The sequence below is a fragment of the Peribacillus sp. ACCC06369 genome (assembly GCF_030348945.1).
Classification (GTDB): domain Bacteria; phylum Bacillota; class Bacilli; order Bacillales; family DSM-1321; genus Peribacillus.
This window is the reverse complement of sequence record NZ_JAUCEN010000002.1, coordinates 691,057-712,178: the sequence shown is the minus strand read 5'-3', so window position 1 is coordinate 712,178 and position 21,122 is coordinate 691,057. Positions and strand designations below refer to the sequence as shown.

The following is a 21,122-nucleotide window of genomic DNA, read 5'->3' as shown; positions in this document are numbered from 1 at the left end:
CTAATCTCTCCTTCCTTATTTATTAGAATATATCTCTTTATAACTGCTCAATTCTTTCAAGGAAATGAATGTTGGAATATAGTTTCCATTGTAAGTTTCTTCTATAAATTTAGCCGTTTTCTCTGATTGATAGAGATCAACTAATTTTCGGTAAATTTCATTGTCTTGATCTTCACTCCTAGCCGCTATGATATTAATATAAGGCTTTGCAGTACTACTTTCATAAATAAGAGCATCTTTTAAATTTAGTCCCGCTTCTACCGCAACTCCATTATTAATCACCGAACCAGCTGTATCTTCCATCACACGTGGGGCACTGGCACCATCGACAGGCACAATTTTGATTTTCTTCGGATTTTCCTTTATTTTGTCCTGTCCACCATTCCCGTCAAAGTCTTCAACAACCTTTAAGAGTTTTGCTTCTTGTAATAACAATAAAGCTCTTCCCCAGTTAGCTTGGTCATTGGGTACAGCAATTTGTGCACCATTTGGGATCTCTTCCACCGATTTATATTTGCTTGAATACAAACCGAGAGGAGCAATAATTGTAGTCCCAATTGGAACGATGTCTGTATTATTATTCGCATTAAATGAATCTAAATAGGCAACATGTTGAAAGGCGTTGATATCAATATCCCCTTCTGCCAGCGCTTCGTTCGGATCATAAGCCGATGAGAAATTAACAATTTCAATTTCCACCCCTTCTTTTTCAGCCTGTTCCTTTAAAAATTCCCATGTTCGAAGTTCAGAATTTCTAATCCCTACCTTCACTTTCGTTTGTTTCCCTCCTGCATTCGTTGAATCACTTGAGCAACCTGCCAATAACACCCCCAAGATAAGCAGTATAGGTAAAATACATTTCTTCATCATTCATTCCACTCTCCCTCTGTATACTACCGCAACTACACTCTTCTAATTTTCCGTTCGAAAACATTTCCTAAACTTTGTACTCCCTGAACAACAATTACTAGAATTACAACGGTGACGAATATCGTAATAGTGCTAAAGCGTTGATAACCATATGTTATCGCTACATCTCCAAGTCCACCGCCACCTATAGCTCCTGCCATTGCTGTAGCGCCCACTAAACCAATTGTTGCAGTTGTTATACTTAGAATTAATGACGCAAAAGCTTCAGGCATTAAAAACTTGAAAATAATTTGTAACGGCGTTGCTCCCATGGCTTTCGCGGCTTCAATAATGCCTTCATCCACTTCCAATAATGAATTCTCCACAAGTCTTGAGATATATGGGCCAATATGAAGCACTAGTGGCACAATTGCTGCTGTCGTACCAATCGACGTACCAACAATTAGTCTTGTAAATGGAATAATCGCCACAAGCAAGATAATAAACGGAATCGACCGGAAAATGTTTACAATCGGATTCACTATAGAAAAAATAAATCTATTTTCATAAATATGACCTTTTCTTGTTACAACCAATAAAATGCCTAAGAATATTCCAATGATGCTTCCAAAAAAAAGTGAAATACTAACCATGTACAGCGTTTCCCACAAGGCGTTTAAAATGAGCTCTTGGCTTACTTCCATCGTTCGTCACCTCCTTCACTTTGACATTTTGACTCTTTATAAACTGTAATGCCCGATCAATTTCATCTTCATTTCCTATTATTTCAACAATTAAATTACCAAATGGGATGCCTTGTAACTCAGTAATATTGCCGAACAGAACGTTTATTTCCACATTAAACCTCTTCGCTGTTTTTGAAACGATAGGCTGCCCAGAGCTCAATCCCAAAAAATCAATTTTAAAAATCCGGCTGAAATAGGCATCCTCATTGAGCAATCCATAAACACTTGATGGCACTTCATCGCGAACAACCGATCGAATGAAGTTACGAGTTGTTTCTGTTCGCGGACGGGCAAAAATATCGATCACATTTCCTGATTCAATCACGCTCCCATCCTCCATCACTGCAACCCGATTACAAATTTCTTTAATCACTTCCATTTCGTGCGTGATAATTAGAATGGTAATTTTATATTCTTCATTTATCCGTTTCAACAGATTCAGGATTGATTTTGTTGTTTGTGGATCCAATGCCGATGTTGCTTCATCACATAATAAAATCGAAGGGTTTGTGGCCAAAGCACGGGCAATCCCGACACGCTGCTTTTGTCCACCTGAAAGCTGATTTGGATAGTTCATTGCTTTGTCTTCTAGACCAACAAAGCGGAGAATCTCATTAACTCGTTCTTCAATCTCTTTTTTCTTTTTTTTACTTAACAATAATGGCATCGCCACATTATCAAAGACTGTTTTGGAATTAAGTAAATTAAAATGCTGAAAAATCATGCCAATATTTTTCTTAGCTTCACGCAAATCTTTTTCAGACATCTTGGCAAGATTTTTTCCTTCTACAATCACTTCACCTGAAGTAGGATATTCCAGTAGATTCACAGTTCGGATGAGTGTACTTTTTCCGGCTCCACTAAAACCGATAACCCCGAATATATCCCCTTTTTCAACGGTTATATTAATCTCCTTTAACGCTTCAATTTTCTTCTCCCCGTCATCAAAAACTTTTGAAACCCGACGAAATTCTATCAAAGTGGCCACCTCCTCTTTTTAATTAGCTTGGTATAGAAGCCACCCTTAAAACGCGGGCACGACGGCTCCTTCATATTGATCTAAAATAAATTCTTTGACCTTTTCCGTCGTTAATGCATTCGCAAGCTTTTGGATCGCTTTATCGTCCTTATTGTCTGGACGAGCAACTAAAATGTTAACATATGGTGAATCCTTCCCTTCAATTATCAGTGCATCATCGAGAGGTTTTAACCCTCCTTCCAGAGCATAGTTTGTGTTAATGGCCGATGCTTCCACATCATCTAGCGAGTGAACTAAAAGAGGGGAATCGACTGGAATGAATTCTATTTTTTTAGCATTTTTTGTAATGTCCTCAATCGTATAATCACCTGACTTGGAAGCTTCCAACTCAATGATATTATTTGCCGCAAAAAGCTGTAACGATCGCGAAAAGTTTACTGGATCTTTCGGTACGGCTACTTTCGCTCCGTCTGACAATTCACCTATAGACTTAATTTTTTTGGAATAGACACCAAATGGTTCAATATGTACACCCTTCACATTAACCAAATTCAGACCACTATCTTTATTTACTTGCTCTAAGTAAGGGGTATGTTGAAAGAAGTTTGCATCCAATTCTTTGTCTGCTGTTTGTTGATTCGTTTGAATACCATCCGTAGAAATAACTACATCCAGTTTCACGCCTTGTTTTTCTAAATCCGGTGCAATAAACTCTAAAATTTCTGCATGTGGTATTGAGGCTGCACTAATTTTCAAAGTCACTTCCTCATTCTTGTCTCCTTTACTCTCCGATGATGTTTGCTCATTACTTCCACAAGCACCCAATATCAGCAATACTACTGTTAAAACCGTTACGGACAGCCATTTAATTTTCTTCAATGTTTCTCGCTCCTTTTTTTATCCTTTTATATTGGAATAACAAATATTTATCAGCTGCTTCATGCCCTCTGGATCTTTTCTTTTCCTTCTATATGATAGTCTCTTCCCCTAAGAGAAGCGGACTCAACAACTGAAAGGATTGGATCCGTTCTGCTTCTCTTCGAAGCGGTGTATGCAACATAAATTCATCCACTTGAAAAACTTTCTGAAGTTCCTTTAAAATCCCGTTAACATATCCTGGACTCCCAGCAATAACACTGGCGGTCTGCTCTTCTATTTCGTAAGCTTCACCAGCCTGCTTCTCAAATGACTCAGCCTGCTCACGTGATTGAACTGTCAGCGTCCGTCCACTTTGTAGATGAACTTTAAATAGTTTGTGTTCGCTTGCCAGCTCCTCTGCTTTTTGTTGGGTAGGAGCTGCCACAACCGCTACTGATACGATAAAGCGACCTTCTGGGTACTTGCTTCGGTAAGCAGAAGACGCTTCATACAGCATGGTATCATCACTATTAATAAATCTGGCGAATACAAAATCCATTCCGAGGTTAGCGGCTAGTTGAGCGCTGTCTGAACTTGCACCTAGCAGAAAGGTTTCTGGCTTTTCAGGAGGTATCGGTGTTGCTTGAATACCAGAGAGCAAGTGATCATCATCGATTGAATTTTCAATTATCTTTTGCAATAAGGATGCACGTTCCCCAAAATCTTTTCCATCATTCACAGTTCCAAATTGTAACGCCTTTGTTGATAAAGGAAATCCACCTGGTGCTTTACCAATGCCAAGATCTACCCTGCCCGGGGCAAGAGTGGATAAAACATGAAAATTTTCAGCGACTTTATATGGACTGTAGTGCTGAAGCATGACACCTCCCGAACCTACTCGAATGGATGTGGTTTTCGATAATAAATAAGAAATTAATACTTCCGGTGAAGATCCAGCAACTTGTTCCATATGATGATGTTCCGATACCCAAAAACGGCTATATCCCCATTCTTCAGCTTTTTGAGCTAGGTTTATGGTTTGCTTAAGTGCATCAACTGCCGAATTCCCAGGAAAAATGGGGCTTTGATCTAATATTCCAAGCTTAAAACTCATATGACTTTCTCTCCAATCATTAATACCGAGTTAACAAATCGAATTAGTTGTTTTAATGTAATTGAAATTCATCCTAACATTGTAAACAAGCACTTGACAACACCTTATTTGATAGAAAAATTTATTTAATTGATAAAAAAATTCTATCAATTGCTTATGAATTTGAAATGCCTTTGCCTAATAATTAACCAAGCTCCCGCCTATCATGGTTTGAGATCTATTCTTCTTACCGCTATCAGAATAGGATTCATCAATGAGAGGAAGAATGAAGAGTGGCTATGTATGGTAGGTAAAATGGGGGGAATGTTCGCATCATGACTACGCTTGAAATCAAGTTGGAACCAAGCCTTTGGAATTATAACAACAAAGGTGCTAGGCACGAAATCGTGTCTGGCACCTTTGTCATGTATGTTCACCACTTACCATGGTTATATAATAAATCCTTGGCACTTTCAGATAAAAAATGAGCGGCTTTAATAATGGATTTTTCATCAACAGTAAAAGCTGGATGATGCCAATCTTCGTTTCCGTTTGTACCAAAAAAGGCAAAGGTACCGGGGATATGTTGAAGGTAATAAGCGAAATCTTCACCACCCATTGAAGGTTCAGGATTGATTACATGTAATGATTGCTCCAAAGCAGACCTGCGTGCCATCTCTGTGACTGCCGGATGATTAAGAAGCGCGGGCGGTCCAGGAAACCAACCAATCTCAGATTCCTGTGAAAAAGCAGCTGCAATATGATTCACAATCGAATAAAACTTATCCTTTACTTCTTCGCGGATTGTTGATTCAAAGGTTCGAATCGTTCCTTCCAGTATTACGTCACCCGGAATTACATTCCAAGTGTTTCCACCTGTTATTCTCGTAACACTCACCACAGCACTCTCTAATGGGGATACATTCCGGCTGACGATAGTTTGAAGAGCGGTAATAAGCTGGGCCGCTGCCGCTATTGGATCTTTTCCGTTTTGAGGGATGGCCGCGTGGCTCCCCTTTCCTTGAAGAACAATATGAAAACGGTCCACTGCCGCCATTAACGGACCATCTTTTATCCCAATGGTGCCTACAGGCAAATTGGGTTTATTGTGCAGCCCAATAACAGCCGCTACATCGTCAATTTGACCATCTTTTATAACATGCACCGCTCCGCCACCTAATTCTTCTGCGGGTTGAAAAAGCAATCGCACTGTCCCGTTCAGCTCTGATTGACATTCTTTTAAAAGGTAAGCAGCGCCAATAACGGCTGCGGTATGGAAATCATGGCCGCACGCATGCATTACTCCTTTTACTTTCGAAGCAAATGGAAGCCCAGTTTCTTCCTCAATCGGAAGAGCATCGATATCCGCTCTTATGGCAACGGTAGGTCCGGGTTTACCACCCTTTATATCTGCAAAAACACCTGTTTTCAATCCTGTATTACGGATCTCAATACCCTCTTCCCCGAGCCACTTTTGAATCGATTTTGTCGTTTCGAATTCTTCATTTGATAACTCCGGATATTGATGTAAATGGCGCCGTATCGATATTAAGCGCTTTTCCAGCTCTCGACTCATACAGTCGCCTCCTTCTATAAATCTAAGCGATAGCATTTTACCAAAATATCATGATTTTGAAATTCTTTCGTTCGATCCCGCTTAAAGCCAAACCATTCATATAGTTTAATGGCTTTATGCATCTTATCAGTAGAATGTAGATACAAACTGGACGCACCTTGCGATTTTGCATAATTTACACTAGCTTTTAATAATTCCTGTGCGATACCGCGTCCCCTTGATTCGGGATGAACAGCCAACAACCGAATGATTGGTGAAAAAATCCCAAGTTCCGGCTTTTCATATGCTTTTTCAGATGACTGAAAAAGCTGTAATGTACCAAGGATATCCTGATTGCACTTTGCAACCAACACCTTATCAACATGTGGATTATCCACCGAGGATTCAATATTATTTAAATATCCTTCCCAAGCTTCCGGGTTCGAATATTCATGTTCATATTGTTGATAACTTTCTACCAATAAGCGGCGCACCGTCTCTTTATCTTCTTCAATCAATTCATCGACTACGATTGTATTAATCATACGTTCTCCTTTGGCCCCTTCCTTTAATTGACCTTTTCTTCTAAAAACGATAAGGAAAAATCTCTTGATATCCGGTTTAAAAATTGTCGTGTTCGATCTTTCTTTGGAGCATTGAAAATCTCCAATGGTGACCCTTCTTCTACAATGACCCCGCCATCCATGAATAGAACACGATCCGACACCTCTTTAGCAAAACTCATTTCATGGGTTACAATTACCATCGTGATGCCTTCCTGTGCAATTGCTTTTATGACAGAAAGCACCTCCCCAACCAATTCAGGGTCAAGTGCCGACGTTGGCTCGTCAAAAAGAATGACTTCCGGATTTAAAGCAAGTGCCCTAGCAATTCCAACACGTTGCTGTTGACCTCCTGACAATTGCGAAGGAAAATAATTATGCTTATCTCCCAAACCTACTTTTTCCAACAACAGCTCACTTTCCCGTTTCGCTTGAGCTTTCTTATATTTTCTTGTAACAATTAAGCCTTCCATTACATTTTCCAAAACAGTTTTATGAGCAAATAGGTTATAATGCTGAAAAACCATCGCCGATTGTCTTCTAAGGGACAAGATTTCCCTTTTTGTCGCCTTCTTAGACTTCACCTGTATATCTCCTACTTGAACCATTCCCTCATCTGGTTTCTCCAGAAAATTCAAGCATCTAAGCAAGGTTGTTTTCCCAGAACCACTTGGCCCAAGAATGGTAACTACTTCTCCCTTGGCTATTTTCAAATTAATACCTTTTAAAACGGGCTGCTGGTTAAATGATTTTTTTATATCTTTTAAATAAATCATTGTACTCCTCCTCGATTATAGGCAGTGGCCTTTTTCTCAATTAAAAACGAAAGACCTTCTGCAATGATTGTGAGACCCCAATAAATTAAACCAGCAGCGATAAAAGACTCCAAAAATTTCAAATTGGTGGATGCAACAATATTAGCTGCTCCTGTCATTTCTTTTTGCGATACAATGAAAGCAATGGATGACGTATGCAGAAATCCAATGAAAATATTCGTGAAATTCGGGATGGACTGAGCAATGGCCTGTGGCAAAACAATTCGTGTCATGGCTTGAAACGAATTCATACCCACGGAATAGGCTGCCTCCATTTGGCCATTGGAGACACTGATAATTCCCGATCTGAATATTTCTGATAAATAAGCACCCGCACTCAACGATAAGGCGGTTAAGACAAATAAAATAATTGGAATGGAATTAGATTGTATACCCAAATCAAATTTCTTAGAAATTTGATCGATTAATAATGGAAAACCGAAATAAATAAGCATTATGTGCATGATAATCGGTGTTCCTCTAAAGAAGGAAACATAACCATTTGCAACTCTACATAGAAATTTCACTTTATATATCCTAATTAAGGCAACAGCGAGACCGATAATAAAACCTGCAAGAAGAGGAAGCATCGTTAAGATAAGTGTGACCGGAAGTGCTTTAATAATCTCCTTAAAAGCAGTCCAAATAAATAGAATATCAATCGTCAAGTCCTTCCCTCCTCCCTTTGTTATCCAGTAACAGACACATCAACAGTTTGATGCCGATTAATGCGGTTTTCATAAAGTCTGAATATTTTCTCAAACAATAGCACGACTGCATAATAGATAACAGCTAATGAGAGATAGACTTCGAGAGCATGTGCAGTTGCAGCAATTAATGTCTCTCCCCTACCCATCATATCCATTACGCCGATGGTAAAGGCAAGTGAGGTATCCTTCAAGGATCCGATAATAGAGTTTGCGATATTCGGAAAAGCAATCCGTATTGCCTGAGGAAGCACAATCCGAAAAAAACTTTGACTATTATTCATACCAACAGAATAGGCTGCTTCCGTTTGCCCATAATCGACAGCCTTAATCGCTCCTCGGAATATTTCTGCGAAATGCGCCCCATTACTTAATGCATAAGTAATAATGACAAAATACAGAGCATCCATTCTTGAAATATCAATATTAATGAATAAAAGGATTGCAGGCAGTCCATAAAAAACTAGAAATAATTGTATTAAAATAGGCGTTCCCCGAATGAATGAAATATACAAAATGACAAATTGATTCAAAACAGGGATACGAAATAATCTCAGGATGGCTGCCGCTATCCCGATGACCATTCCTAATAAAACGGATGCTGCCAGAATTTGCAATGTTACTCCAAGATAATATATTAACGTCGGAATGAAATCGACGATTAATGAAGGATCAAATGCTTTCCCCATGCTTTAGCACCTCCGCGCTTACTACTATCTAATTAAAATCCTACTGAATAGTCTGCGCCCAGCCACTTTTTACTTAGTTCGCTAACTACCCCATCTTTTTTCAGCTCCACAAGTGCTTCATCAATTCTCTTCTGTAAAGGCGTTTCGTCTTTTCTTAGCAAAAAGTATACTTTTGAATTAAGAAGTGGCTCACCCACAACCTTTTGCTGTGCATCTGCTTGTTTATTTAAGAAGTCGACTGCAAATGGTGTAGTAATGGTAGCATCCGCCCGACCAGTTTTGATTTGATTCTTCGTATCATCTACGCCTTGGCCAGAATAGACAATTTCAATCCCGGCATTGTTTTCTTTATTATACTTTTCAAGAAAAACAGCAGAATTGCTCGTTGCACTCACGATCGCTTTTTTTCCTTTTAGATCTTTAATGGAGTGAATATCATTGTTGTCCTGATGAACTGTAACTTGAAGGGGAAAGACATTATATGGTTCTTTATTAAATAGAAATTTTTCTTTTCGTTCATCATTCACCTCCATTTGGTGAGCAACAAAATCTATTTTGTTCGTTTCTAAACTTAATAATAGATTAGAAAATTCCATCGTTTTAAATTCAAATTCATATTCTGGCAGCTTTTCATCGATTTGACGAACCAACTCGACATCATAACCTGTCAGCTTACCATTCTTATCCAAAAAGCAAATATTCGGGAATTGCGTCCCTGTTCCGACAATGATTTTCTGAACTTTGTTATTTTTTGAATCTCCAGAACTTGATTTAGCAGTACTTGCTGTTTCTTTCGAAGAGCAAGCTCCCAAAAAAGTAAGTAGCAGTGCCATAACAATAAATAATGTTTTTTTCATCTCAAATTCCCCCGACGTTTTTAATTACTAACAATTGGTTCTTTATTTTCAATAATGCGATACAGCGTTTCATCTAGAATTTTACGAAGATACACAATTTTTTCTCCATCGTGATCTCGTTCAGCAAAAATCTCATAGCCTCTTCTTTCATAAATGGAAACAAGCCAAGGATGACGATCAGCTGTCGCCAAATAGACGGCCGGCGCTTTCACCTGTTTCCGAAGTACATTTTCTTCCACCCAGGTTAACAAAGTTGAGCCTATACCTTTTTGTTTGTATAGGGGGTCAACTGCAAACCACCAAATGAATGGGTACGGACTAAAATGATCAGGATCATTCCATGGATGACGAACTGTCACAGTTGAAACAATTTGACCCTCCTGTTCTAAAACATAAGTGAGATTCCGCCTAATATTATTCGTCACTAGCTGCAAATCAGCTGTCGCAGCCAGAAAGTTAATATTCAATTCTCTAATTGGTTCATAAGCCCGAAGTGTGACGTTTAGCACTTCTGGAGCATCCTTTACAGTAGCAAGACGGATTATCTGTGTCATGATTAACTCCTCATTTCCATAACATATTATTTACACAAGAATAGTCGGATTTAAATCAGCAATTTTTCATTTATTCATACTTTACTAACATCCTCCAGTTCTCAGGATTGAAGAATAAGTCATAAAAACTGTCAATTTTTTTTAATCAGCTATTTCTACTTATATACTCGGATTAACACGCGTCTTTTTTTATTGTAATCGTTCGAGTACTTTTTCAAGATAAGGTATGCCAATTTCCGTAACACTCTCATATACGTTACCTCGCCCAATTTCAATAATAGGCACATACCGAACACCATATTTGATTTCTAAAATATCTCGCCGTTCATCATGATTGGTAACATCCACCGTTTGATAAGCGATCTCCTTTTCTTTTAAGTATTGTTTAACTTCTTCGCAATAGTGACATCCTTGTTTTGACCAAACGACGACAGATAACGCTTCTTCCATTTCGTATTCCTCCTTATTTTTTAAATGATTCTTCAATTATTGATTAATCTTTTCTTTCGCATAACGATTTTCCGGGAATGGAAGCCCCAAGTTGCCTCTTAATGTTTCTGCTTCATATTCAGTACGATATATTCCCCTTTTCTGAAGTATAGGAATCACATAAGATACAAAATCACTTAAAGCATTTGGAACACTTGAAGTAAAGATAAACCCGTCCGCACCCTTCTCTTCGAACCATCGCTGAATCAAATCCGCTACTTTCTCTGGAGTTCCAATAAAAGAAGTCCGAGGTGTAGTCTCCTTAAGTGCTACCTGACGGAGCGTTAACTGTTTCTCCTTGGCTTCCTCTTTAATGCGATCAGTCGTACTTCGGAAACTGTTTTTTCCGATGTCTCCGAGGTCTGGGAAAGGCGCATCCAGTTCATATTGAGAAAAATCATGATGATCGAAGTATCGTCCCAAATAGTCAAGCGCCTTATCTATAGATACTAGGTTAGCGAGTTCTTGATATTTGTGCTCTGCCTCTTCCTCAGTAGCACCAATGATTGGCGCTATACCTGGCAGAATAACAATTTCATCAGGATTTCTCCCGACTGCAATAGCCCTGTTTTTTACATCTTGATAAAAATTCTTTGCATCTTCTAATGTTGGTTGACCTGTAAAGATTGCATCCGCTTCTTTAGCCGCCAGATTTTTGCCAGCTTCTGATGAACCTGCTTGAAAAATGACAGGCCGCCCCTGTTTAGATCTAGCAATGTTGAGTGGTCCTTGCACGGAGAAAAATTCTCCTATATGATTTAATTGATGTATTTTAGAAGGATCAAAAAACTCACCGGACTCTTTATCCCGAGTAAACGCGTCATCCTCCCATGAATCCCAAAGCCCTTTGGTAACTTGTATATATTCTGATGCTATCCGATAGCGTTTGGCATGATCAGGGTGTTCTTCGATCGTTTTGTTATAGTTCAAGGCGGTACTCTCAAGAGGTGTAGTAACAAGGTTCCATCCGCCACGACCATGACTAATGTGATCAAGTGAAGCAAATTGCCGAGCTACGGTAAATGGTTCACTGTATGAGGTGGAAACAGTTCCGACAAGCCCTATTCGTGATGTGAAAGCAGCAAGTGCGGATAAAATGGTAAGTGGCTCAAATCGATTTAAAAAATGCGGAATGGATTTCTCATTGATGAATAAACCGTCAGCAATGAAAAGTAAATCGAACTTTCCCTCTTCTGCCTTCTGGGCCTGCTCCTTATAAAATTCAAGACTAACACTGGCATCGGTTTGAATGTCAGGATGCCTCCAACCAGATATACTCCCTCCAACTCCATGAATAAGCGCTCCAAATTTCAACTTTCTCTGCTCAGACATCAATACTCCTCCTTTAATTAATCGGTTTTTAGCTTGCTGACTTCTTAATTTTGGCTCACAAAGTTCTTTTCGCCAGGTAAGGCTAATTGAAGCGGACTCAACAATTGAAAAGATCGGAATCTTTCTGCTTCTTTTACTACCGGTGTATGTAGGATAAACTCATCTACCCCATATTTTTCATGTAAATTTGTTAGGACTTCCTTTACGTAAGAGGGAGTTCCAGCAATAATATTGGAATCTTGTTCTTCTATTTCGTAAGACTCCCCAGACTGCTTCCCAAATAATTCTGCTTGCACTAAGGTTTGGACCGTAACAGAACGACCGCTTTGGAGATGAACTTTCACTATCCTTTGGTCACCTGCTAGCTGTTCTGCTTCTTGTTGTGAAGGAGCAGCAATCACTGAAACTGATACCTTAAAGCTCCCAGTTGGATAGATACTTCGGTAAATGCGTACAGCATCTTCGAATACAGTCTCATTACTGTTGATAAATCGAGCAAATACATAAGCTATACCCAGATTGGCTGCTAGCCTGGCACTGTCAGCACTTGCACCAAGCAGAAACATTTTTGGCTTTTTTGAAGGGAGTGGCGTCGCTTGAATACCTGAAAGCGGGTGATTATCATTAATCGAATTTTCAATTATTTTTTGTAAAAAAGATAACCGCTCTTCGAAATCTTTTCCATCATTAACAGTACCAAATTGTAGCGCCTTCGTTGATAAGGGGAGACCACCCGGTGCCTTTCCAATGCCAAGGTCAACTCTGCCAGGCGAAAGATTTGATAACACGTGAAAATTTTCCGCCACTTTATATGGACTATAATGCTGAAGCATAACACCTCCGGACCCTACCCGAATAGATTTTGTTTGGGCTAATAAATATGATACCAATACTTCCGGGGAAGATCCCGCTAGCTTTTCGGCATGATGATGTTCTGATAGCCAGAAACGGGTATATCCCCACTCTTCTGCATGTCTCGCCAGCTTAATGGTTTGCTGTAGTGCATCAAAGGCTGAAGTTCCTGGAAATATCGGGCTCTGGTCTAAAATGCCAAGCTTATAACTCATATTCTCTCCTCCGCTTCAATTCAAAGTATACTGATATGAATAATAACAATTTAATAATTTTGATTTATCCTAACACCTAAAGCATGTTAATGGCAATGGTTTAACTAATAGGAAAAAATATTGTATTGATAGAAAATATCTATCAATTAGATTGTGTCTGTGATTGATGATGGTCTTGTTCAAATTTCCGTATTGATAAAAGAATGTCATTCCATAGTAAGGGTGCTTCCATCCCGTGATTTAAATGAGTCAGATAGATGTGCTGCTTTATCTTGATTAAATGTGACACATCAACTTCAACCAAAGTTCCCTGTTCTAACTCTTTTTTAATACATAAATACGGTAAAAATCCGATACAGCTTCTGCTAAGAATTAGCGATTTCGCCACTTCCAAGTGATCAACCTGAAATTCAATACGCGGCTCTACATTTGACACTTCAAAAATTTTATTAACGTGGTTCCAGTCAAACGCACCACACTCAAAAAATACCAACGGCTCCATTGCTAATACTTGCACCGTTAGCTCTGTTTCAACTTGAAATGGATGTCCTGGATACACTACTAAACGTATCGAATTATCAAGGGTCTTGTGATTTTGCAGACCACTATGTGTAACATCCTTCATAAATGCTATATCAACCTTTTTCTGAAGCAACTTATCAATTAATGCATCATTTGTTGCTGAAATAAATTTAAAGCGTAAATTAGGGTTTTCCTTTTTCCATAGAGGAAGAGCAAATGGAATAAAGTATTGCGATGTAATGATATTAGCCCCTATCGTTATTTCCTCCAGATCGCTTCCTGTTTTCAACTGTTTTTTCCCCTGTTGAAAGGTACGAATAATTTGTTCCGCAAATGGAATGAACGCTTTCCCTTTTTCCGTTAAAATAATCCCTCTCCCTTGCCTCTCAAATAGTTCTGAATCGAGTTCACTCTCAAGCGTCTTAATTCTTGCCGAAACCGTCGGCTGTGATAAAAACAGTGCCTCTGCTGCTTTATGAAAACTATTAAAATGAACAACATACATAAAAGCTTCAATATGATCAATATTCATCTCCCCAACTCCTTTTTCCAAAATGAACGCAAAAAGCTCCTGTTCGCTTATCGCGTTCAGGAGCTTTTGGTTGTCCAATCAGCTCATCTTTTATAATAATTCTTTCTCCGATTTTAATCTTATAAAACCAATAAGTAAAGTGTAATTTAATTAACTGTACAACCAACAAGTCACGATATATTTATTGCGATTTCATACAATATGATATTCAAGGAACATAATACTATTTATAAAGATGAAAATTTAAGGATTCTAAGTAAATAAAACTAATAATTTCATTCTCTTTCTTCCCGTTTTTCAATCCTAAGGGTGTATCTTTTTTCCCGATTGCGCGATAAATTTTGCATAGTTTATTTAAATTGTTTATCCCAATGGACTTGGCAGTTTCAGTCCTTCCTGTCTACGTTATATATTTTTTCTCCTTATAAAAAAGAAAAGAAGGGTCATCCTAATGGAGTAATTCAAATTATGACATAAGGAGAGAAACTACATGCCTCAACAACAAATTGATATCAATCAATTAAATCAAGCAAAAGCAAACGTTACCCTTACGCAAACCTTACTTTCACAAGCAATAGAAAAATCTTCCTCTGATCCAACTTTGGCACAAGAAGCCATTAAACAAGCTGCTCAAGAAATCGCACAAGCCCAATCTTCCGTAAATCAGGTTTACAGTACAGTACAAGCTCCGCAAGCAGAGTGATTTTGGGTATTATCTCGATTAATTGATTCAAAACAAGATGAAAGAGGCCTATATCCAAATTTAGGAATAGGCCTTTTTATAACGGATGTTTTTGGTCCAACCAAGCCTTTTCAACACCACTTATTTAATGGGGGTATGCTTTGAGGGAACTTAAACGTATTGTATGGATCTTACATACCTCGTTTTCACTTCTCGAAGCCGTTTGAATTTTTCTCCATAGTACGCAGTTGGCCAATTTTTGATGAGAGTATCCGGCCAATTCACGTAGTCACCGGTAGTATATGAAGCCAAAGCGCATTTAAGTTCCTTGATCCACTGGATGTTTTCACGCTCTTCTTCTGGATTGGTCCATGTAGCCAGATACTCCCGGGCGATGATGGCATCCCGATAATAAAAAGCCGTTTCATTTGGGTCCGAACGACCAGCGACCCCTATGGATTGGTGCCAAATTGCTGCATTTTCATTTGGAGTATTTTCTAGAAAATGCTTCATCGCAGGTTCACTCGTGATTTCCACGCATTTACTCGTGATTTCCAACAATTGATCCACAAAGGCAAAAAAAAAGCCCCTCTCGATCAAGAGAAGGGCTTTTTAAAAAGTATTTTAACGCTTTATGCTTTCGTACCTTATCCAGAAATCTCATCATCGGATTTAACTTCCAATGGAGTTCGTTTATCCATTTTCAGCAGGTAATAACTCGCTGCGACCAAGACTAGGAAAACGATCCCGACAATCAAGGAAATCCGGGTACTCGGATTGACCCACATACCAACCAGCACCATCAGTAAAAAGGCAATTGTCGCATAGTTACTGTAAGGGGCCAACGGCATTTTGAACGGATGTTTTTCCATTTCAACAGCATTTACCTTTCTGAATTTAAGCTCACTGATAAGTAAGACAAACCATGGAATCATCCCGGGTAAAACACTCGCACTGTACACATAAAGGAATAATTGCGGGGGTGCAAGGTAATTCAGGATAACCCCGATGCCCAATCCTAATAATACAGCTATCGTACAATATGCCGGCACTCCATTTTTAGATACTTTTGCAAAGATTTTAGGAGCTTGGCCATTCAATGCTAGAGTGTAAAGCATACGCCCTGCACTGAAAATCCCACTGTTGCATCCAGACATTGCGGCAGTGATTACGACAAAGTTAATGATGCCTGCCGCTGCAGTGATACCGATTTTAGCAAAGGTTGAAACGAATGGACTTCCGATGTCATCCAGTTTATCCCAAGGATAAACCGTCACGATGACGAAGATAGCGCCAATATAGAAAATTAGAATGCGCCATATGATTGATTGGATCGCTTTTGTTACGGTCTTTGTTGGATCTTTCGCTTCTCCGGCTGTGATGCCGATAAGCTCAACGCCTTGATAGGAAGCCACGACAAGGGAAAGCGCAAAGAAGAATCCTGTCCAACCTCCCGTAAAGAAGCCGCCATTTGCCCAAAGATTCGATAATCCAATCGCATCCCCCCCATTCCCTATGCCAAAGAAAATAAGGCCAAAACCGGCAATGATCATCAATACAATCGTAATTATTTTTATAAGCGCAAACCAAAACTCAAATTCCCCGAAAGATTTTACGGAAATGAGGTTTGCCGCCCCCAAGATGATCATGGCGACCACACCTGGTATCCAAGCTGGTAACTCCGGGAACCAATACTGCATATACATTCCAACGGCGATGATTTCGGACATTCCGACGATTACCCATTGAAACCAATTGCTCCAAGCAGTCATATAACCAGCCAAAGGATGTATATAGCTGCTCGCAAAGGTTGCAAAAGAACCTGTAGTCGGTTCTAAATATAGCATCTCCCCCATAGAGCGCATGATGAAAAATATAAATATACCTGCGATGGCATAAGCGAGCATGACAGAGGGCCCAGTCCATTTGATCGTGCTCGCCGATCCCATGAATAACCCAACCCCGATGGTTCCGCCCAAGGCTATCATTTGAATATGACGTGCCTCCAGCCCTCTCTTTAATTCCTTATTTGACATGTTTAACTCCCCCAGATGCAATATTAGCGGCAATGATATTAATATCCTTTCCACCAATCGACTCTCTATTATTATTGCGGTTAAAAATGCTTTATCCTAATCATTTGCATAACACTTTAATTTTGTTTTCTTATCTTATAATAGTAAATATTCTGTAAAAATACAAATGTATTTTTCAAATAAACAGTTGCCAAAAATATCTTGTTGATATTCCCAATCAAAAATTATCATTTTAAAAAAGTGATGATCAGTATTTTATAATAGTGATAGTACAAAAAGAGCAGGAAACAATCACTTCTGATTGGAGCCCATTCAAACCTTCGCAAGTGAATGTTTATAAAAATTTAAACCATTTCAAGAAGTGTTGTAAATGCAAAAATTTGTTGACCTCCGAAAAAATAAATGATAGAATTCCAATATTATTTTATAAGTATAATGAATGATTTAGCAGTGGAAGATTATCACTGACTGACATTTTCACACAACCGCATACAAGCAAGCGATGAACGCTATGGATGACACTATAGCAGGAGCAGCTTCTGGAGAGACTGTACAAGATGCAGCGCCGAAGGATTCACAATCTCAGGCAAAAGGACAGAAGAGTAACGAATGATAAATTGTTATTCTGAACCCTTTAAGAGATTGGTATTATCCAATCTCTTTTTTTATTGTCCACTTTGTGATTGGCGGAAACAACACTCGTGAAAAAAACCATTGGGAAATGCAAGCTGGGCGAAAAATCACGTCCCTCTCTCCAAGACCAAGCAGGTTTGAAATCATTCACTATCAAGACCATAAAAGACGGGGGCGTACAAATTGGCTAAACAGGAATTAAAAAGAGATTTAAAAAATCGTCATGTACAACTGATTGCAATAGGAGGAACAATTGGTACCGGTTTATTTTTAGGATCCGGAAAAGCCATACAATTGGCAGGTCCATCCATCATCTTCTCCTATCTGATAATAGGGATTGCTTTGTTTTTTGTGATGAGGGCCCTAGGCGAATTGCTCTTATCCAATGCAGGGTATACGTCATTCACTGAATTCGCAACCGAATATGTCGGTCCATGGGCTGGCTTCGTGACCGGTTGGACCTATTGGTTCTGTTGGATCATGACCGCAATGGCCGATATCATAGCTGTCGGTGTCTATATACAATACTGGTTCGATATCCCTCAATGGATTCCGGCTCTAATATGCCTGGTCACCCTGTTAGGATTGAACCTATTGACCGTTAAGTTATTTGGCGAATTGGAATTCTGGTTTGCCATCATTAAAGTAATCACGATCATCGCCTTGATCATCGTAGGTATCATCTTATTGATCATCGGCTTCAATACCAATACCGGAACGGTTTCCCTAACGAACCTATGGAATCATGGAGGCATGTTCCCCAATGGCATTTCCGGATTCCTGTTATCTTTACAGTTGGTCGTCTTCTCCTTTGTAGGTGTCGAATTGGTCGGGGTTTCCGCAGCAGAAACGGCGAACCCGAGAAAGAACATTCCGTCTGCCATCAATAAAATCCCTGTCCGGATTTTACTTTTCTATGTGGGTGCCATATTCGTCATTCTCTGCGTCAACCCATGGACTCAACTGGATTCCACGAGCAGCCCATTTGTAGAGGTCTTTGCGTTAATCGGCATTCCTGTAGCTGCAGGGATCATCAACTTCGTCGTTTTGACATCTGCTGCTTCTGCATGCAACAGCGGTTTATTTTCAACAAGCCGAATACTCTATACGTTAAGCAGGAGTGGCGAAGCCCCTGCTAAACTGGAAAAATTAAATAAACAGGCTGTTCCAAGCAATGCCTTGTTTACATCAACAATCGTTGTATCACTTGGGGCATTATTAAGCAAACTGATACCGGAACAGGCATTTACCGTTGTGACGACCATCAGTGCCATCTGTTTCATATGGGTATGGAGCATAATCTTGATCTCCCATATCAAATATTCGAAAACAAGGCCTGACCTAAGAGCCGCATCAACTTTCAAGGCTCCTTTTACACCCTTTATCAATTACGTCATTTTAGGATTATTCCTGTTCATCCTTATCGTTATGCTATTCGCTGAAGCTACACGGCTATCACTGCTCATGACGCCAATCTGGTTCATACTCTTGGTGATACTATATAACTACCAGAAAAAAAGATAGAAAACGGATAAAGCCTTGAACTCAATATGAATTCAAGGCTTTATCCATTTCAACAAACACTTCAACTTTCCATCAGTGGACTCGGTTGCTAAAAATATATCAAGCAACCACATTAAATTTTATATCGAAATAGTGTAAGCTAATATATATCATCGGAACTTGTAAAAGAAGGGAAATCAATCATGTATGAATTTCCCTTCCCCGTTTGGTTCACCCATCCATCAGTGGCATTGAAGAAAAACCCCATTGGTGGACGTTTCACTTTATTTAATACGGAGGGGTTTGTTTAATGAAGATTATATATATCCTTACTCTAGTTCCTTTCATAGGCATACTAGGATTTCTACCTTTTGTTAATAGAATAGAACCTTATGTATTAGGGATGCCTTTCAATATGTTCTGGATGGCTATGTGGGTGGTCCTTACCTCTGGCATCTTGGGCATCATGTATAAGCTGGATCCCAGGAATCGGGAAGGTGACCAGGAATGAATATTGCTCTCTTAATCATTTTAGCATTTTTACTTCTGTCGATATTTTTAGGCATTCGCTCTTCAAAAGGAAAAGATATGGACTTGGAACAATGGACGGTGGGCGGACGTGGTTTTGGTGCAATATTCGTCTTTCTGCTGATGGCTGGGGAAATCTATACGACCTTCTCCTTCCTTGGCGGCAGCGGCTGGGCTTATGGCAAGGGCGCACCCGCTCTATATGTTCTTATTTACATTACTTTGTCTTACGTATTATCCTATTGGCTCCTTCCGGAAATATGGAAATATGCCAAAGAAAATAAACTGATGTCTCAATCCGATTTCTTTGTAAGCAAATATAAGAGTCCTAGTTTAGGAATTTTGGCTGCGCTTGTCGGTGTGGTGTCGATGATTCCAGTGATCGTCGTGCAGCTGAAAGGTTTGGGGATCATTGTCTCAGAAGCTTCTTATGGTGCCATCTCAATGTCCGCGGCGGTTTGGATGGGGGCGATCAGCCTTACCATTTATGTGATGATATCCGGTATACACGGTTCAGTTTGGACAGCAGTCATAAAAGATATCATGATGATTGCCATTATAGGATTCTTAGGGATTTATCTGCCCATTCATTACTTTGGTGGATTTCAGCCGATGTTTGAAGCGATTGATGCGGCAAAACCCGGTTTTCTAAAGTTCCCTGAGCAGGGACTTAGCGTTTCATGGTTTATCTCCACGGTAATATTGCTCGTATTCGGTTTCTATATGTGGCCCCAAGTTTTCAGCGCTGTTTATTCAGCGCGCAGCGGGAAGGTATTTCGAAAAAATGCCATCATCAGCCCTTTATATACACTCATGCTGTTATTCGTCTTTTTTGTAGGGTTTACAGCTATATTGAAAGTGCCTGGACTCGTTGGGGCAGATGCAGACCTCTCATTGCTGCGCCTTTCGATCGAGACCTTTGATCCATGGTTCATAGGCATAATCGGCGGAGCTGGATTGCTGACCGCATTGGTGCCTGGATCCATGCTTTTGATGAGCGTCGCTACACTGCTCGCGAAAAATGTCTATAAGGAATTCGTACCTACAGTATCCGATCGGCACGTTGTAAGATTGGCAAAGTTCCTTGTTCCCATCATTGCCCTTATAGCTGTCTACTTCACCTTAAACGGCGGCGAAACGATGTCAGCATTAATTCTCATGGGATACAGTCTCATTACACAGCTATTCCCTTCCCTTCTCTTTAGTCTGAAGAAGAATAATCCAATCAATAAATATGGCGCAATCGCCGGCATCGTCACCGGATTAGCCATCGTAATCTGCATTACACTCAGTCATTCAACAATAGGGACCTTGTTTCCATCCTTGCCACAAGCAGCAAAAGATTTGAATGTCGGAATCATTGCCTTGGCAATCAATTTCCTTGTGATGATAACAGTAAGTCTTGCTTACAGGAAGTACGCGGTTCAGTTGGAACCTAAATCCGTTAACGATATATGAAGCGCTCATTGGCTGTTTATTTTGGATAAAGAAACATTAGAAGAGCATCGGAAGGCTCAGTCAAAAGACTGAGCC

At 39.6% G+C, this 21,122-nt stretch carries 22 protein-coding genes, 1 pseudogene and 1 riboswitch; of the genes and pseudogenes, 4 read left to right on the top strand and 19 right to left on the bottom strand.

Annotated elements, in window-relative coordinates:
- Positions 1–15: 15 nt before the first annotated feature.
- The 17 genes from QUF78_RS04215 to QUF78_RS04135 form a co-directional block, all read right to left on the bottom strand.
- Positions 16–867: a MetQ/NlpA family ABC transporter substrate-binding protein gene (locus QUF78_RS04215; RefSeq protein WP_289327220.1), complete on the bottom strand. Its 852-nt coding sequence runs from the start codon at positions 865–867 to the stop codon at positions 16–18.
- A gap of 35 nt (positions 868–902) precedes the next feature.
- Complete coding sequence (locus QUF78_RS04210) at positions 903–1,553, bottom strand: methionine ABC transporter permease (RefSeq protein ID WP_289323701.1); 651 nt, start codon at positions 1,551–1,553, stop codon at positions 903–905.
- Positions 1,495–2,574 (bottom strand): methionine ABC transporter ATP-binding protein, encoded by a 1,080-nt coding sequence (locus QUF78_RS04205; RefSeq protein ID WP_289323700.1) that lies wholly within the window; start codon positions 2,572–2,574, stop codon positions 1,495–1,497. Before QUF78_RS04205 ends, QUF78_RS04210 begins: the two co-directional genes overlap by 59 nt.
- A 45-nt stretch (positions 2,575–2,619) precedes the next feature.
- Positions 2,620–3,453, bottom strand: coding sequence for a MetQ/NlpA family ABC transporter substrate-binding protein (locus QUF78_RS04200; protein WP_289323699.1), 834 nt, complete (start codon positions 3,451–3,453; stop codon positions 2,620–2,622).
- A gap of 88 nt (positions 3,454–3,541) precedes the next feature.
- Positions 3,542–4,546, bottom strand: coding sequence for an LLM class flavin-dependent oxidoreductase (locus QUF78_RS04195; RefSeq protein WP_289323698.1), 1,005 nt, complete (start codon positions 4,544–4,546; stop codon positions 3,542–3,544).
- 412 nt (positions 4,547–4,958) lie between these two features.
- Positions 4,959–6,101: an amidohydrolase gene (locus QUF78_RS04190; RefSeq protein ID WP_289323697.1), complete on the bottom strand. Its 1,143-nt coding sequence runs from the start codon at positions 6,099–6,101 to the stop codon at positions 4,959–4,961.
- Between the two features lie 14 nt (positions 6,102–6,115).
- Complete coding sequence (locus QUF78_RS04185; RefSeq protein WP_289323696.1) at positions 6,116–6,625, bottom strand: GNAT family N-acetyltransferase; 510 nt, start codon at positions 6,623–6,625, stop codon at positions 6,116–6,118.
- 23 nt (positions 6,626–6,648) lie between these two features.
- Positions 6,649–7,419 (bottom strand): amino acid ABC transporter ATP-binding protein, encoded by a 771-nt coding sequence (locus QUF78_RS04180; protein WP_289323695.1) that lies wholly within the window; start codon positions 7,417–7,419, stop codon positions 6,649–6,651.
- Positions 7,416–8,126, bottom strand: a complete 711-nt coding sequence (locus QUF78_RS04175) for an amino acid ABC transporter permease (RefSeq protein WP_289323694.1) — start codon at positions 8,124–8,126, stop codon at positions 7,416–7,418. Before QUF78_RS04175 ends, QUF78_RS04180 begins: the two co-directional genes overlap by 4 nt.
- 20 nt (positions 8,127–8,146) lie before the next feature.
- Positions 8,147–8,854 carry an amino acid ABC transporter permease gene (locus tag QUF78_RS04170; RefSeq protein WP_053344404.1) on the bottom strand — a complete coding sequence of 236 codons (708 nt, stop codon included), beginning with the start codon at positions 8,852–8,854 and terminating at the stop codon, positions 8,147–8,149.
- Positions 8,855–8,886: 32 nt separating this feature from the next.
- The gene (locus QUF78_RS04165) at positions 8,887–9,711 is read right to left on the bottom strand and encodes an amino acid ABC transporter substrate-binding protein (RefSeq protein ID WP_289323693.1); all 825 of its coding nucleotides are present in this window, start codon (positions 9,709–9,711) and stop codon (positions 8,887–8,889) included.
- A 20-nt stretch (positions 9,712–9,731) separates the two neighbouring features.
- Entirely contained in the window at positions 9,732–10,265 is a 534-nt protein-coding gene (locus QUF78_RS04160) for a GNAT family N-acetyltransferase (RefSeq protein ID WP_289323692.1), read from the bottom strand.
- A 189-nt stretch (positions 10,266–10,454) separates the two neighbouring features.
- Complete coding sequence (locus tag QUF78_RS04155) at positions 10,455–10,715, bottom strand: glutaredoxin family protein (protein WP_289323691.1); 261 nt, start codon at positions 10,713–10,715, stop codon at positions 10,455–10,457.
- A 36-nt stretch (positions 10,716–10,751) separates the two neighbouring features.
- Entirely contained in the window at positions 10,752–12,086 is a 1,335-nt protein-coding gene (locus QUF78_RS04150; protein ID WP_289323690.1) for an LLM class flavin-dependent oxidoreductase, read from the bottom strand.
- Positions 12,087–12,130: 44 nt separating this feature from the next.
- Complete coding sequence (locus QUF78_RS04145; protein WP_289323689.1) at positions 12,131–13,153, bottom strand: LLM class flavin-dependent oxidoreductase; 1,023 nt, start codon at positions 13,151–13,153, stop codon at positions 12,131–12,133.
- A 142-nt stretch (positions 13,154–13,295) separates the two neighbouring features.
- Positions 13,296–14,207, bottom strand: coding sequence for a LysR family transcriptional regulator (locus QUF78_RS04140; protein WP_289323688.1), 912 nt, complete (start codon positions 14,205–14,207; stop codon positions 13,296–13,298).
- Positions 14,197–14,373 (bottom strand): hypothetical protein, encoded by a 177-nt coding sequence (locus QUF78_RS04135; RefSeq protein ID WP_289323687.1) that lies wholly within the window; start codon positions 14,371–14,373, stop codon positions 14,197–14,199. Before QUF78_RS04135 ends, QUF78_RS04140 begins: the two co-directional genes overlap by 11 nt.
- 324 nt (positions 14,374–14,697) lie before the next feature.
- On the opposite strand from QUF78_RS04135, the gene QUF78_RS04130 reads away from it, so the two are divergent.
- Complete coding sequence (locus tag QUF78_RS04130) at positions 14,698–14,910, top strand: hypothetical protein (protein ID WP_289323686.1); 213 nt, start codon at positions 14,698–14,700, stop codon at positions 14,908–14,910.
- Positions 14,911–15,020: 110 nt separating this feature from the next.
- Here the strand turns inward: QUF78_RS04130 and QUF78_RS04125 are convergent.
- A pseudogene (locus tag QUF78_RS04125) lies at positions 15,021–15,402 on the bottom strand (BBE domain-containing protein); the annotation flags it as partial.
- Positions 15,403–15,536: 134 nt separating this feature from the next.
- The gene (locus QUF78_RS04120; protein WP_289323685.1) at positions 15,537–16,925 is read right to left on the bottom strand and encodes an amino acid permease; all 1,389 of its coding nucleotides are present in this window, start codon (positions 16,923–16,925) and stop codon (positions 15,537–15,539) included.
- A gap of 529 nt (positions 16,926–17,454) precedes the next feature.
- Positions 17,455–17,533, top strand: a riboswitch (glycine riboswitch).
- Between the two features lie 208 nt (positions 17,534–17,741).
- Here QUF78_RS04120 and QUF78_RS04115 point away from each other — a divergent pair.
- The 3 genes from QUF78_RS04115 to QUF78_RS04105 all read left to right on the top strand — a co-directional run bounded on the left by QUF78_RS04115 (position 17,742) and on the right by QUF78_RS04105 (position 21,047).
- Positions 17,742–19,082 carry an amino acid permease gene (locus QUF78_RS04115; protein ID WP_289323684.1) on the top strand — a complete coding sequence of 447 codons (1,341 nt, stop codon included), beginning with the start codon at positions 17,742–17,744 and terminating at the stop codon, positions 19,080–19,082.
- A 289-nt stretch (positions 19,083–19,371) separates the two neighbouring features.
- On the top strand, positions 19,372–19,572 hold the full coding sequence (locus QUF78_RS04110; protein ID WP_289323683.1) for a DUF3311 domain-containing protein: 201 nt from the start codon (positions 19,372–19,374) through the stop codon (positions 19,570–19,572).
- A complete protein-coding gene (locus tag QUF78_RS04105) occupies positions 19,569–21,047 on the top strand; it encodes a sodium:solute symporter family protein (RefSeq protein ID WP_289323682.1) in 1,479 nt (492 codons plus the stop codon). The genes QUF78_RS04110 and QUF78_RS04105 overlap by 4 nt, the downstream gene beginning before the upstream one ends.
- Positions 21,048–21,122: the final 75 nt, after the last annotated feature.

Excerpts from the sequence above, each read along its gene's own strand:
- QUF78_RS04140 (WP_289323688.1), bottom strand. The coding sequence starts at position 14,207 with ATGAATATTGATCATATTGAAGCTTTTATGTATGTTGTTCATTTTAAT.
- QUF78_RS04160 (WP_289323692.1), bottom strand. The coding sequence starts at position 10,265 with ATGACACAGATAATCCGTCTTGCTACTGTAAAGGATGCTCCAGAAGTG.
- QUF78_RS04215 (WP_289327220.1), bottom strand. The coding sequence starts at position 867 with ATGAAGAAATGTATTTTACCTATACTGCTTATCTTGGGGGTGTTATTG.
- QUF78_RS04105 (WP_289323682.1), top strand. The coding sequence starts at position 19,569 with ATGAATATTGCTCTCTTAATCATTTTAGCATTTTTACTTCTGTCGATA.
- QUF78_RS04110 (WP_289323683.1), top strand. The coding sequence starts at position 19,372 with ATGAAGATTATATATATCCTTACTCTAGTTCCTTTCATAGGCATACTA.
- QUF78_RS04145 (WP_289323689.1), bottom strand. The coding sequence starts at position 13,153 with ATGAGTTATAAGCTTGGCATTTTAGACCAGAGCCCGATATTTCCAGGA.
- QUF78_RS04170 (WP_053344404.1), bottom strand. The coding sequence starts at position 8,854 with ATGGGGAAAGCATTTGATCCTTCATTAATCGTCGATTTCATTCCGACG.
- QUF78_RS04130 (WP_289323686.1), top strand. The coding sequence starts at position 14,698 with ATGCCTCAACAACAAATTGATATCAATCAATTAAATCAAGCAAAAGCA.
- QUF78_RS04120 (WP_289323685.1), bottom strand. The coding sequence starts at position 16,925 with ATGTCAAATAAGGAATTAAAGAGAGGGCTGGAGGCACGTCATATTCAA.
- QUF78_RS04150 (WP_289323690.1), bottom strand. The coding sequence starts at position 12,086 with ATGTCTGAGCAGAGAAAGTTGAAATTTGGAGCGCTTATTCATGGAGTT.
- QUF78_RS04180 (WP_289323695.1), bottom strand. The coding sequence starts at position 7,419 with ATGATTTATTTAAAAGATATAAAAAAATCATTTAACCAGCAGCCCGTT.
- QUF78_RS04155 (WP_289323691.1), bottom strand. The coding sequence starts at position 10,715 with ATGGAAGAAGCGTTATCTGTCGTCGTTTGGTCAAAACAAGGATGTCAC.
- QUF78_RS04185 (WP_289323696.1), bottom strand. The coding sequence starts at position 6,625 with ATGATTAATACAATCGTAGTCGATGAATTGATTGAAGAAGATAAAGAG.
- QUF78_RS04210 (WP_289323701.1), bottom strand. The coding sequence starts at position 1,553 with ATGGAAGTAAGCCAAGAGCTCATTTTAAACGCCTTGTGGGAAACGCTG.
- QUF78_RS04165 (WP_289323693.1), bottom strand. The coding sequence starts at position 9,711 with ATGAAAAAAACATTATTTATTGTTATGGCACTGCTACTTACTTTTTTG.
- QUF78_RS04190 (WP_289323697.1), bottom strand. The coding sequence starts at position 6,101 with ATGAGTCGAGAGCTGGAAAAGCGCTTAATATCGATACGGCGCCATTTA.
- QUF78_RS04195 (WP_289323698.1), bottom strand. The coding sequence starts at position 4,546 with ATGAGTTTTAAGCTTGGAATATTAGATCAAAGCCCCATTTTTCCTGGG.